We start from the raw sequence: 11,986 nt of genomic DNA, 5'->3' as shown, positions 1-11,986 counted from the left end.
CAAGAATCCCCGGCAGCAGCTCCCGTGAAAAAGCGGAAGCCCCGCCTGCCTGCCATCGAATACATCCGCGGCATCGCGATGATGGGCGTCATCGCCATCCACGTCGGTTCGCAGTACCTCATGAACCAGACGGCCAACGTCCATCTGATTGCCCTCTTAGAGGTGGCCTCGCGCTTCAGCGTGCCCATCTTCTTCTTCATCTCGGCCTTCGGGCTCTTCTACAACCTCGACATCCACGAGCCGCTCGACTACCGGGCCTTCATGAAGAAGCGCTTCCGTACGGTCCTCATCCCGTACCTCGTCTGGTCCGCCTTCTACCTGCTGCACGATGGCCTGTTCTACGGCGTCGGATTCCCCGACCCGCTGCACCTCCTGAGCATCCTGTTCTTCGGTACGGCGAAATACCAGCTCTACTTCCTCGTGATCCTGATCTGGTTCTACCTGCTCATGCCGCTCTGGATTGCCATCGTGCGGCGCGCGGGCAAGGTCAGCCTGATCCTGCTCTTCGTCGCGCAGCTGGGCTTTGACTACTGGTCGAGCTTCTCCGTGGCGTTCAACACGTTCGTCTACGCGCTGCCCGACCACTCCTTGCTCAAGCCCTTCCTCATGTACCGCCTCAACTACTGGGTCGTCCACTACGTCTTCATCTTCGTGCTCGGCGGCTATCTTGCGGTGCACATCCAGGAATTCCAGCGCTTCATGAAGGAGAACCGGCGCGCCATCACGGTGTTCTTCTGGGCCTCGCTCGTCTGGCTCCTCGCCTACTACTACCAGCTGATTTTCGAGACGGGCTACACACCGCTCGAGGCCATCAACACGGCTCATCAGCTGAGCCCGGCGGGCCTCTTCTACACGCTGGCCAGCTCGGTCTTCTTCTTCACGATCTTCACGTACCAGAAGTACCCGGGATGGCTCAATCCCATCCTGCACCAGCTCGGCCGCCACTCCTACTTCGCCTACCTCGTCCACCCGTTCTTCATCACCTACGCAGCCACGCTGCTCCAGAAGAGCGGGCACCTCATGACGGCCCCCGTCACGATTGCCTTCTACTTCGTGATCCTCGGGCTCTCCATGATTGCCGCGGCCCTCTGCCGCAAGCTCGGCGAGCGCCTGTCCATCCTCAACGAATGGACCATCGGCGTCTACCCGCGCAAGAAATGACGAGCAAACAAAAATCCTGCCCACATCGCAGACTGCGGTGTGGGCAGGATTTTTTATAATATCGATTCAGGCGCGGATTTTCTTGAAGAACTGGCTGTCGGCCGTATCCGTCAGCCGCAGGTCGTAGCCGAGCGCGACCATCTCGCGCATCTTGATGAGCATGAGGTTGATGTTGCAGCGCAGGCGCTTCGAGATTGTCTCCATGTCCTCGCCCGCGCGCACGAGCCGGTAGACCTCGTCGTTGTCGAGCAGGAGATGCGCCGCGAAGGCATTTGCCTCGTACTCCGTGCGGCTGTTCATGCGGAAGAGCTCGAATTCCTGCAGGCCCGTCTTCGCGAGCTCGCGATGCAGCTGGTCGTGGCCGATCTCATGCGCGAGCACCATCGGCAGCCAGTCCTCATCGAGGCGGCTGTTGAGGAAGATGAAGCGGTGGTGCCACTTGTTGAAGTACATGCCGAGCAAGTCCTTGTAATCATCCGCGAATTCGACATGGATGCCGAGCTCCTGCGCGAGTGCCAGCATCTCATGACCGGCGGACGGCTGGACCTTCTGCGCGGCCTGATAGAGCTGTATCGAATCCATCCAATCACTTCACTTCCTGTATTTTTTCGGCGTGTATTTCTGGTTGTCTTCCTTGGCTAGCCAGTAGGCCCGCTCGAGCGAGCGCATGACGGCCTCACGGTCCTGGTCCGAGAGCTCGCCGCCCGCGAACATGCCTGCTAGCTGGCTCACGAGCTCCTGCGCCTGCGCCATGCCGCGGCTGCCGTACTGCTCGTGCGCCGCGTCGAGGAACATCTCGCGGTCCGTGTAGAGGTAGTCGACATCGACCTCGAAGAAGTCCGCGAGGACTTGATACATCTCCTTCTTCTTCGGGTAGCGCTCCCCCGACTCATAGCCGCTGTACGTCTGGCGCGTGATGCCGCAGGCCGCCGCCACATCCTTCTGCGTGAGCCGGCGCGCGCGGCGCAGCTGCAACAGTTTATCACAGAATTTCACGATCATTCCCTCACTCTCAAATCATTGCTTTTATCATTCTATCATCGCTCTGCCTTACAGACAAGACAATCCCTCAGGCGATATGGCGCCATGACGGCCGCCAATCGACAGGCGCCTCCGCATGCTGCGGCAGGGACTGGCGCACAGGGGCCGAGTGCACAGGGCGCACCGGGCGCTGCTGCACCGTCAGGTAGACGAGCGTCAGCAGGTTGAGGAGCGGCAGGCACTGGCCGACGAGCACGAGCCGGCTCGCGCGGCAGTCATTGCAGCGCCAGAGCGTGACGAGCAATAAGAGGAGCGCAAACGGCGCCGTGAACTCCAGCGACGCCAGGCCGCCGACCTGATGCGCAAAGCAGAACGGAATGCCGCTGCCGAGGATGCTGAAGAGCCCCATGACGAGCCCCGTCGGCTCCGAGAGATACGGCTCGACTGTCTCGTACTCCCAGGCCGCGTAATAGAGCGGCACAGAGACGTAGAGCAGGATACTCGCTAAGGCAAAGGGCAGGCGCCCGATTTTCTTCGACACGATATACATATATAAGACCTCCCGTCATTATCTTTAACAATTGTAAAACTTATGCCTTAATATTAACATATGTCAGCGTATTTGTCAAAGTAAGCGCGAGAATGTCAAATATCTTGTCAAATAAAAACAGGCCTGCATCTTTGCAGGCCTGTCCGTGCCAAGGCAGCTCTCAGAGATTCTCGAGCAGCCGTATCTCATTCTTCATGATGTAATTCTTCTTGTCCGGCATCCTGCCGTTGACGAGGTACTCGAAGGCGAGGTTGATGGCCATGCGCCCCTGCCGGACCGGATGCTGGTAGAGGATGGCCTTGACGATGCCCTGGCGCATCATCTCGACCGTCGAAGGCACGCTGTCGAACGCGATCGTCACGGGGCGCTTCCCCTCCGGCAGCTGCATGATGGCGCGGCAGGCACCGTAAACGCCGGCCGCGAGCAGGAACATCGCCGAGATGTCCGGATGGTCGTCGAGCAGGTTCTTCGTGCGCTCGTACGAGCAGATCTCATCGTCGCCGTTCTCGACGACGTCGACGATAGAGAAGCCTGGGAGTCTCTTCATGCGGTGCTCGAAGCCCTCTAGCCTCTCGCGGTGGCCGAGGACCTGCCGGCTGCCCATGACGATGCCGACCTTCGCCTGCTCGCCGAGCAGCGCATGCAAGAGCGCACAGGCCGTCTCGCCGCCGTTGAAGTAATCGCTGCCGACATAGCAGTGACGCTTCGAGCTCTTGATGTCGTTGACGACCGTCACGACGAAGATGCCCGCATCGACAAAGTCGTCGATGGCCTTCGCGATGCGCGCATCGTCGATAGGGCTGATGATCAGGGCATTGACCTTCCCCTTCATCTGCTCCATGAGGTGCAGCTGCTTGTCGACGTTGTAGCCCTTCATCGGATAGTAGCGGACCGTCAGGCCGTAGATGGCATAGGCCGCCGCCGCGCGGTCCATGCCGTGGATGACATCGTCAAAGAAGGCATTGCCCTCCGACGGCAGCAGGACCCCGATGACCGGATGATTCTTGCGCGCCGCCAAGGCCTTGCCCGCCGGGTTTGGCTCATAGCCGAGCTGCTCCGCCATCTTCTTGATCATCGCCGCCGTCTCTGCGTTGACCCTGCCGCGTCCGTTGAGCGCGCGGTCCACCGTGCCGCGCGAGACACCGCAGAGCTCTGCTATCTTCTTCATGGTAACCATGTATATATCCTCCAACATGTAGCATGCGTTCCTGTCTTTATCCCTTATTTTAGCAGATTTGTGCGACTATGGCGACAATCATGCGCAAAAAGGCAAAAAGAAGCCTCACCACGCGGCTGAGCCATGCGGTGAGGTTTCTCCCCCCTATCAAAACTTCCCTTCACGACGGGCAGATCATCAGAGCGTGAGGTTCTCCCCCTTGAGGCCGATGAACGCGCCGTCCTTGTCGAGGCCGCTCTCTTTGTGGGCAATCAACCACTTGTTGACCGCGAACAGCAGGCGGTCCTCCCCTTCCTTAGCGATGGGGTCCTTGAGCGCTTCATTCGTGCCGCGCGGCAGAGCGACGCCGCAGCGGAACTCCTTGCCGTCGATGCCGCACGGAGCGAAATGCAGCGTCGTCGCGTAGAGCTCTACTGCCGTGCCGGCCGGCACGAAGAAACACTCGACATTGCCCGTGTCGTACGTCAACGTCTTCGGGTCGATGTCCTGCTGGCGGCCGACCATCAGCACGAGGTCCGTCGCCGCGATGTCGATCTCCGACGAGCGATGGTACTCAAGCGCATTGAGTGCTTCATTGTGGCCGCTGCAGTGGCCGAGCTCCGTCGGCATCTCGCCGTACGTCTTCTCCGTCAGCTCCTTGAAGAGCGGCAGCGCTTCGAACGATGCGACAGACGGCTCGTAGACCGTCCCCTCAGCCGGGATGTCGATTCCCTTCAGCGCCGTGCAGAATTCTTTCGTATCGAGCGGCAGGACGCGCCCATACGGGCGGAATGCTTCATCTGTTACAGATTTCATAGTATCTCTCCTCTGAATGTATCTACTAGACCGTATCATCATACGATTCATTTTACAGGATGACCGGCCCCCGCAAAAGGACACGGGGCCCAATCCATCCATAAAGTCGTCTCATCTCTTGCAGTCAGCCAATCAGCAGCCGATGTCGCGCAGCTTCTTGCCAGACATGAGGTTCTTCTCGATCTGCTCGAGCGTGACGTTCTTCGTCTCCGGGACAAAGGCCATCGTCAGGACGATGAAGAAGGCATTGAGGCCAGCGTAGAGCCAGAACGTGTGTGCCGAGCCGAGCGCATCGACGAGGGACAGGAACGTCGCACCGACGATTGCGCAGGTGATCCAGTTCGTCATCGTCGAGCAGGCAATGCCGAACTCACGGCTCTTGAGCGGCTGGATCTCCGAGCAGAGGACCCAGACAATCGGGCCGGCGCTCATGCCGAAGCCCGCGATGCTGACCATCGTCATGACCGCAGCGAAGTAAGAGACCCAAGCCGGTGCCGTGCCGCCTTCCAGCATGGACATGCAGACGCCGACAGCAGCCATCGAGAGTGCCATGACGCCGAAGCCAATCTTCAGGGCCGGCTTGCGGCCGGATTTATCGACCATGCCGATGGCAATGAACGTGGACAGCGTGAAGACAATGCCGTTGAGGACCGTGCCGATCATCTGGTCTTCCGTGCTCGAGAAGCCCGCAAGGCTCAGGATCTTCGGCGAATAATACATGATGACATTGAAGCCCGTGAACTGCTGCATCGCCTGGAGCAGCACACCGAGGAATACAGCGCGACGGACGTTCTTGTTCGTCTTGAAGAGATGCCAGCCAGCCTGCTTGACCTTCAGCGTCTCCTTGATGTCAGCGAGTTCTTCTTCGGCAATCTTAGCACTGGCGTGCAGCGAGTTGAGGACCGTCGAGGCCTCAGCAAAGCGGCCCTTCGTCGCGAGCCAGCGCGGGCTGTCCGGCAGGCGCGAGACCGTCAGGATGAGGATGATGGCCGGGATGGCGATGACCGTCAGCATCATGCGCCAGTCGCCCGAGTAACTGAATGCCGTATCCGAGAGGAAAGCGGCCAGGATGCCGACCGTGACCATGAGCTGATAGCCCGAGATGACCTTGCCGCGCGCGTCCTTGTCCGACATCTCGGCGAGGTACAGCGGCGCCGTGTACGAGGCGATACCGACCGAGAGGCCGAGGATCAGGCGGAAGCCGATGAGCATCGAAGCGCTCGCCGCCATACCCGAGCCGACGCAACCGACGATGAACAGCGAAGCGCCGATGAGCAGGCTCTTCTTGCGGCCGATGCCGCGTGCCAGGAATGACGCGATGATGGCGCCTGTCGCAGCGCCGACCATCATCGAGCTGACGACCCATTCCTGTTCCTGGCTCGAGAGCCCCCACTCCTGACTGATGAACGGCAGTGCGCCAGAGATGACGCCCTGGTCGAGACCAAAGAGCAGGCCTGCCATGCCGGCAGCAAAGTAGATACACTTGCGGACCCATGCAGCGCGCTTCTGAGCGGCGGCCTCCGTCTTGTTTTCCATGATTCCCTCCGTCATACGATACACTCCCTTAATCCATAAATACACCTATTCTCATAAAGCAGCCAGGTCCTCGTAGCAGTCCTTGAGCTGACGATAGAGCTTCTGATAGAGCGCGTGCCCCTTCTCGTAGTAGGCATGTGCCGCGGCATCCGGCTGGCACCAGGTATCCTGCTCGATGAATTCCTTGCATGCCGTCTGTACATCCGGGAAGATGCCGGCGCCGACACCGGCGAGGATGGCCACGCCGAGGGCCGGTCCCTCCTGTGCCTTGATCGTCTTGACCTCGCAGCCGTACATGTCCGCGAGCATCTGGCGCCAGATGCGGCTCTTGCCGCCGCCGCCGCATGCCATCATCTCCTTGACGTTGATCTTCATCTCGCGCAGGATGTCGAAGCAGTCGAGCAGCGAGTAACTGACGCCCTCCATGACGGCGCGCAGCATGTCTGCCTTCGTGTGGATGGCCGAGAGGCCGAAGAACACGCCGCGGCAGTTCGGATTGAGATGCGGCGTGCGCTCCCCCATCAGGTACGGCAGGTAGATCAGGCGGCGGCTGCCGATCGGCACCTTCGCAACATCCTCATTGATGAGGTCATAGGAGTCCACACCGAGGCGCACCGCCTTGTCCTTATAGCTCTCTGCGAGATTATCGCGGAACCAGCGCAGCGAGAGGCCCGCCGCCTGCGTGACCCCCATGACGTGCCAGCAGCCCGGCACCGCACAGCAGAAGGTGTGCACGCGGCCCTTCGGGTCGATGTGCGGCTCGCTCGTGTGCGCGAAGACGACGCCGCTCGTGCCGATCGTCGTGAAGGCCCGCCCTTCAAAGACAATGCCCGTACCGACCGCCGCTGCCGCATTGTCGCCAGCGCCGCCGACGACGACAGTATCTACTGACAATCCCGTTTTTTCCGAAAATTCTTTGCTGATGGTGCCCGTGACCTCCGGCGATTCGTAGACTTTCGGCAGCAGAGCCTTGTCGATGTCGAGTTTCTCGAGGATCTCATCCGACCAGCAGCGGTGCGGGACATCTAAGAGCTGCATGCCGCTCGCATCGGATACCTCCGTCGCATACTCCCCCGTCATGCGGAAGCGGATATAATCCTTCGGCAAGAGGATGTGACGGCAGCGGCGGTAGTTCTCGGCCTCGTGGTTGCGGACCCAGAGAATCTTTGACGCCGTGAAGCCCGTCAGTGCCGGGTTCGCCGTGATCTCGATGAGGCGCTCGCGGCCGACGCGCTCCGTGATCTCCTCGCATTCCTTGCCCGTGCGCTGGTCACACCAGATGATGGACGGGCGGATGACTGCATTGTCCTTGTCGAGCATGACGAGGCCGTGCATCTGCCCCGAGAGGCCGATACCCTTGATGTCCTCCGCGGGGACGCCGGAATCCTTGACGACTTTGCGGATCGTCACCAGCACCGCATTGTACCAGTCGAGCGGCTCCTGCTCCGCCCAGCCGTTCTGCGGCTGATAGAGCGGATATTCCTGCGAAGCCGACGTGACGACATGACATTTCTCATCGAATAAGACCGTCTTCGTTGCCGAAGTGCCAATATCAATACCAATCAGATAGCGCATGATTTCTTCCTCCTTTGTGCCCGCCTCATTTTTTTGCGTGCACATGAACGCTTTCCATGTACTCAATATAGCACAAGAGAAATCGCGCGTCAATACGATAATTTGATTTTTATTTCATCGTATTCAACAGATTGTCTCACGATTGCAGCGCATTTATCGTTTATCTCATCGCTTTTTTGCGCCGTTAATTAGTAGAAAATGGTCATCTCTACATAAAGCGAGCATAAATAACACAAAAATCGAATAAAACAATTGACAAATCCTTCCGCCAGTGCTATTCTAATAACCGTGATGAGCGTGCACATGCACGCTAAGAAAAATCGTCAATCTTCGACACTGTGTATGGTATCAGAAGTCAAGCAATCTAAAGGAGCGTTACACCATGAACATGAGCAATATCCCCGATCTCAAATGCGGCATCATCTCGGTCAGCCGTGACTGCTTCATCATCTCCCTCTCGGAGAACCGCCGTCAGGCCATCGTCTCGGCCTACACGAAGAAGTACGGTGACTTATATGAAGTGAAGAAGACCGTCGAGAACGAAAAGGACATGCTGGCCGCCGTCAAGGAAGCCAAGGACGCCAGCTGCAATGCCCTCGTCGTCTTCCTCGGCAACTTCGGCCCGGAAACGCCGGAGACCTTGATTGCCCGCGAGTTCGACGGCCCGGTCATGTACGTGGCCGCTGCGGAAGAGACCGGCAAGAACCTCATCAACGGCCGCGGCGATGCCTACTGCGGCATGCTCAACTGCTCCTACAACCTCGGCCTGCGCCACCTCAAAGCCTTCATCCCCGAGTATCCGGTCGGCACGGCCGAAGAGCTCGCCGACATGATTGCCGAGTTCCAGCCCGTCGCACGCACGCTGCTCGGCCTCAAGGACCTCAAGATCATCACGTTCGGCCCGCGCCCGCAGGATTTCTTCGCCTGCAATGCCCCAATCCAGCCGCTCTACGACCTCGGCGTCGAGATTGAGGAGAACTCCGAGCTCGATCTGCTCGTCGCCTACCGCGCCCACGAAAACGATCCGCGCATCAAGGACGTCGTCGCCGACATGACGGCAGAGCTCGGCACCGATGGCGGCAACCCGTACCCGGACCTGCTGCCACGCATGGCACAGTATGAGCTCACGCTCATGGACTGGATGGAAGAGCACAAGGGCGCGCGCAAGTACGTCGCCTTTGCCAACAAGTGCTGGCCAGCCTTCCCGACGGAATTCCGCTTCGAGCCGTGCTACGTCAACAGCCGCCTCGTCTCGCGCGGCATCCCGGTCGCCTGCGAAGTCGACATTTACGGCGCCCTCTCCGAGTACATCGGCCTCTGCGTTTCGCAGGATGCCGTCACACTGCTCGACATCAACAACTCCGTGCCGAAAGACCTCTTCGAGGCAAACATCAAGGGGACGAAAGACTACACGCTCCAGGATACCTTCATGGGCTTCCACTGCGGCAACACCCCGCTCTGCAAACTCCGCAAAGGCGGCGTGAAGTACCAGCTGATCCAGAACCGCCTGCTCGAGAACGGCAACACACCGGACATCACGCGCGGCACCCTCGAAGGCGACATCGCCGACGGCGACATCACCTTCTTCCGCCTCCAGAGCACGTCCGACGGCCAGCTGCGCGCCTACATCGCCGAGGGCGAAGTCCTGCCAGCTGCCACGAACTCCTTCGGCGGCATCGGCATCTTCGCCATCCCGCAGATGGGCCGCTTCTACCGCCACGTTCTCATCGAGAAGCACTTCCCGCATCACGGCGCCGTCGCCTTCGGCCACTTCGGCAAGACAATCTTCTCCGTCCTCAAGTACCTCGGCGTCGCCGACGTCTCCTTCAACCAGCCAAAGGGCATGCTCTACCCGAGCGAGAACCCCTTCGCATAAAAAAGACTTCCCTTCAAAAACTTACCAATAGAAAAGAGAGCCGCAGACCAAATTTTAGGCCTGTGGCTCTCTTTCATATTCACCTATCCTCATCATCCTGTTCCCGGATCTTGCAGAGAATCGCGTCGTGGCGGTCCCAGAAGCCAGTCTGCTTCGATGCGGCGGATTGGAGGTGCGGGAAGCGAGCGACGGTCTCCAGGATACTGTGCTCTGCAAGGTCGATGAAGCTCTCGTACGTCAGCTCCAGGAAACTCCTGCGGCTGCTGATGAGGCTTGCGCCGTGCTGGGTGTCGTAGGGCATGCCGGACACGAGCTCATCATAGGGCGGCTCGGCGGAATCCCCATCATGCGGGAAGAACGGGCTCATCGTGACCGCGAGCTCATCATCAGCCAGCCACTCAATCTGGATGTCGTAACAGACGTCGCCGATGCGCGCCTGGCCGAAGTACTCGCCGCCCGGCAGCACGGCCTGCCAGTCATGGAGCAGGCGCCAGCGCAGCTCTAAGAAATCTGCGAGCGAGAAATGCGACCAGTCGACGCGCCCGACTTCGCCAATTGTCTTCTCCATGTTCTCACTCATGGATTCTGGTCCACGACGGCTTCAATCAGGATGGTCGTGACCTGCTTCTCCGGGTTGACTGCCTTGAGGAAGGTCCACGTGCGCTTCGTCTCCTCGCGCGGCAGGCGAGCGGCTAACAGGGTGTCATTCGTCAGCGAGAGGCGGTCAAAGGCCTGATTGGCGAAGAAAAGGTTGTTCTCATCGGCTTTGAGACCGAGTGCCGTCAGCGTGCAGTCGAAGACGATGCGCAGCTTTTCCTGCTCGGCCGCATCGATGGCGCCGTGATGCGCAATGACGATGTTCGAGAGGCGGCCGACCTGATTCGCGTTGATGATCATGACGGTGCTCGCGTCAATCCCAGCAAAGTACGAGATGTAATTGCCCTGAACGCGCTTCGTCAGGTCCCCGGCAATCGGATAAGCACTGACCTTGTTGTAAGTCGCGGCAAAGCCATCCGCATCGAGGCTGTCCTCCAGCTGCACCTTCGTCTCCGTCAATTCATTGAGGCCCGCTGCCTGCGTGACCGAGATGGGCGCCAACAGCAGGAGCAGCGCCAGTAAGCATGTACTGATCTTCTTCATGGTATTCCCCCATTCATCTAATTCATGATTCTGCTTAGATTTTATCACAAACACTAGTCTATCTCCATCCTCGCAGTGAAATTCTGTCGGCATCCACGAAAAATCTCTCCACCTATCCATTTACTATGTTATAATAAAAAAATACTATCGCGAGGAGGATTTCAGTATGGACATGGAAACAGAAGCCAAGCCACAGGCGTCCGTCTCGACGCTCAGCATGACCTTAGGTCTTTTTGCCCTTGGCATCGCCTGGCGCAACGCTGCAAAGATGTTCTCGATACCGCCCGCCATCGGCGAGACCATCCTGCTCTTGACGGGATGCCTCTGGCTCTTCCTGCTGTCTCGCTACATCCATCAGATATTGTCCAGCAGCAATGGCGTCTCACGCGAGCTCTTGCTGCAGCTCCAGAATCCGTTTTTGACGCTTATCCCCATCACGACGGGGCTTGCCAGCGTCGCGCTCTATCCCTATGCCTCGCTGCCCGCCCACATTCTCCTGTTCATCGGTGTGGCCGGCCAGCTTTTGTTCAGCTCCTACCACGTCAGCGAGCAGTGGCACGGCAACACGCCATCGGAGATGGAGACACCGGCCATGTACATGCCGACGGTCGGCGCGAACTTCGCCTCAGCCATCGCGCTCGGGGCCTTCGGCTACTCGCACTGGGGCTATGTCTTCTTTGGTGCCGGCTTCCTCTCGTGGATGAGCCTGGAAGCCACCTACCTCTACCACCTGCGCTCGAGTGAGCCCCTGGATGCCGAGCAGCGCCCGCTGCTCGGCATCCAGCTCGCGCCGGCTTTTGTCGGCAGTTCGGCCTACCTCTCCTGCAACGGCGGCCAGATCGACATGGTCGTGCTCGGCCTGATTGGCTACGGCCTGCTCAACCTCTTCTTCATGGTGCGCCTCATGACCTGGGTCCTGCGCCTCGGCCTTTCGATGTCGCTCTGGGCCTTCTCTTTCGCCATGGCCTCCATGGTCAATGTCGGCTTCCGCCTCTCATGCGCCGCGCTCGACGATTCGTTCGCCCTGCTCGGCCACCTCTTCGTCATGCTCGGCACGACCGTCATCGCGCTGCTGATTGGCGAGACGCTCCTGCTCGTCATCACAAGCAGAAAGAAAAAGAGCCGCATCGCATGATGGGCTCTTTCTTTTCCCTTGGTTCACGCCTTTGCGTCGTACCACTCTGGACGGCGCAGC

Annotated in this window: 12 protein-coding genes; 3 read left to right on the top strand and 9 right to left on the bottom strand. The window is 59.2% G+C overall.

Annotation, left to right across the window (positions count from 1 at the left end; genetic code table 11):
• The first annotated feature begins 24 nt into the window (after window positions 1-24).
• Window positions 25-1,161: an acyltransferase gene (locus MITSMUL_RS01900; RefSeq protein ID WP_040635742.1), complete on the top strand. Its 1,137-nt coding sequence runs from the start codon at window positions 25-27 to the stop codon at window positions 1,159-1,161.
• A 66-nt stretch (window positions 1,162-1,227) separates the two neighbouring features.
• On the opposite strand, the gene MITSMUL_RS01895 is transcribed toward MITSMUL_RS01900, so the two are convergent.
• The 7 genes from MITSMUL_RS01895 to xylB form a co-directional block, all read right to left on the bottom strand.
• The gene (locus tag MITSMUL_RS01895) at window positions 1,228-1,743 is read right to left on the bottom strand and encodes an ImmA/IrrE family metallo-endopeptidase (protein WP_005839456.1); all 516 of its coding nucleotides are present in this window, start codon (window positions 1,741-1,743) and stop codon (window positions 1,228-1,230) included.
• A gap of 9 nt (window positions 1,744-1,752) precedes the next feature.
• Window positions 1,753-2,163 carry a helix-turn-helix domain-containing protein gene (locus MITSMUL_RS01890; protein WP_005839453.1) on the bottom strand — a complete coding sequence of 137 codons (411 nt, stop codon included), beginning with the start codon at window positions 2,161-2,163 and terminating at the stop codon, window positions 1,753-1,755.
• Between the two features lie 67 nt (window positions 2,164-2,230).
• Window positions 2,231-2,692: a hypothetical protein gene (locus MITSMUL_RS01885; protein WP_005839452.1), complete on the bottom strand. Its 462-nt coding sequence runs from the start codon at window positions 2,690-2,692 to the stop codon at window positions 2,231-2,233.
• Between the two features lie 160 nt (window positions 2,693-2,852).
• Complete coding sequence (locus tag MITSMUL_RS01880; protein WP_040635308.1) at window positions 2,853-3,869, bottom strand: LacI family DNA-binding transcriptional regulator; 1,017 nt, start codon at window positions 3,867-3,869, stop codon at window positions 2,853-2,855.
• Window positions 3,870-4,046: 177 nt separating this feature from the next.
• A complete protein-coding gene (locus MITSMUL_RS01875; protein WP_040635307.1) occupies window positions 4,047-4,664 on the bottom strand; it encodes a DUF4867 family protein in 618 nt (205 codons plus the stop codon).
• A gap of 132 nt (window positions 4,665-4,796) precedes the next feature.
• Complete coding sequence (locus MITSMUL_RS01870) at window positions 4,797-6,200, bottom strand: sugar porter family MFS transporter (protein WP_147653137.1); 1,404 nt, start codon at window positions 6,198-6,200, stop codon at window positions 4,797-4,799.
• Between the two features lie 51 nt (window positions 6,201-6,251).
• The gene (gene xylB / locus MITSMUL_RS01865; protein WP_187115572.1) at window positions 6,252-7,775 is read right to left on the bottom strand and encodes a xylulokinase; all 1,524 of its coding nucleotides are present in this window, start codon (window positions 7,773-7,775) and stop codon (window positions 6,252-6,254) included.
• A 382-nt stretch (window positions 7,776-8,157) separates the two neighbouring features.
• Here xylB and MITSMUL_RS01860 point away from each other — a divergent pair, with 382 nt between their 5' ends.
• Entirely contained in the window at window positions 8,158-9,651 is a 1,494-nt protein-coding gene (locus MITSMUL_RS01860) for an L-fucose/L-arabinose isomerase family protein (RefSeq protein WP_005839445.1), read from the top strand.
• A gap of 79 nt (window positions 9,652-9,730) precedes the next feature.
• Here MITSMUL_RS01860 and MITSMUL_RS01855 read toward each other — a convergent pair whose 3' ends face one another.
• Window positions 9,731-10,219, bottom strand: a complete 489-nt coding sequence (locus tag MITSMUL_RS01855) for a hypothetical protein (protein ID WP_147653073.1) — start codon at window positions 10,217-10,219, stop codon at window positions 9,731-9,733.
• Between the two features lie 8 nt (window positions 10,220-10,227).
• Entirely contained in the window at window positions 10,228-10,791 is a 564-nt protein-coding gene (locus MITSMUL_RS01850; protein ID WP_040635306.1) for a hypothetical protein, read from the bottom strand.
• A gap of 166 nt (window positions 10,792-10,957) precedes the next feature.
• Here MITSMUL_RS01850 and MITSMUL_RS01845 point away from each other — a divergent pair, with 166 nt between their 5' ends.
• Window positions 10,958-11,926 (top strand): SLAC1 family transporter, encoded by a 969-nt coding sequence (locus MITSMUL_RS01845; protein ID WP_005839442.1) that lies wholly within the window; start codon window positions 10,958-10,960, stop codon window positions 11,924-11,926.
• Window positions 11,927-11,986 lie beyond the last annotated feature (60 nt).

It is taken from the genome of Mitsuokella multacida DSM 20544 (assembly GCF_000155955.1).
Taxonomy (GTDB): domain Bacteria; phylum Bacillota; class Negativicutes; order Selenomonadales; family Selenomonadaceae; genus Mitsuokella; species Mitsuokella multacida.
This window is presented reverse-complemented; position numbering and strand designations above follow the sequence as displayed.

What these genes read in the sequence shown, in the direction of transcription:
- MITSMUL_RS01895 (WP_005839456.1), bottom strand. Translation starts at nt 1,743, where the DNA reads ATGGATTCGATACAGCTCTATCAGGCCGCGCAGAAGGTCCAGCCGTCC.
- MITSMUL_RS01870 (WP_147653137.1), bottom strand. Translation starts at nt 6,200, where the DNA reads ATGGAAAACAAGACGGAGGCCGCCGCTCAGAAGCGCGCTGCATGGGTC.
- MITSMUL_RS01860 (WP_005839445.1), top strand. Translation starts at nt 8,158, where the DNA reads ATGAACATGAGCAATATCCCCGATCTCAAATGCGGCATCATCTCGGTC.
- MITSMUL_RS01875 (WP_040635307.1), bottom strand. Translation starts at nt 4,664, where the DNA reads ATGAAATCTGTAACAGATGAAGCATTCCGCCCGTATGGGCGCGTCCTG.
- xylB (WP_187115572.1), bottom strand. Translation starts at nt 7,775, where the DNA reads ATGCGCTATCTGATTGGTATTGATATTGGCACTTCGGCAACGAAGACG.
- MITSMUL_RS01855 (WP_147653073.1), bottom strand. Translation starts at nt 10,219, where the DNA reads ATGGAGAAGACAATTGGCGAAGTCGGGCGCGTCGACTGGTCGCATTTC.
- MITSMUL_RS01845 (WP_005839442.1), top strand. Translation starts at nt 10,958, where the DNA reads ATGGACATGGAAACAGAAGCCAAGCCACAGGCGTCCGTCTCGACGCTC.
- MITSMUL_RS01885 (WP_005839452.1), bottom strand. Translation starts at nt 2,692, where the DNA reads ATGTATATCGTGTCGAAGAAAATCGGGCGCCTGCCCTTTGCCTTAGCG.
- MITSMUL_RS01880 (WP_040635308.1), bottom strand. Translation starts at nt 3,869, where the DNA reads ATGGTTACCATGAAGAAGATAGCAGAGCTCTGCGGTGTCTCGCGCGGC.
- MITSMUL_RS01850 (WP_040635306.1), bottom strand. Translation starts at nt 10,791, where the DNA reads ATGAAGAAGATCAGTACATGCTTACTGGCGCTGCTCCTGCTGTTGGCG.
- MITSMUL_RS01890 (WP_005839453.1), bottom strand. Translation starts at nt 2,163, where the DNA reads ATGATCGTGAAATTCTGTGATAAACTGTTGCAGCTGCGCCGCGCGCGC.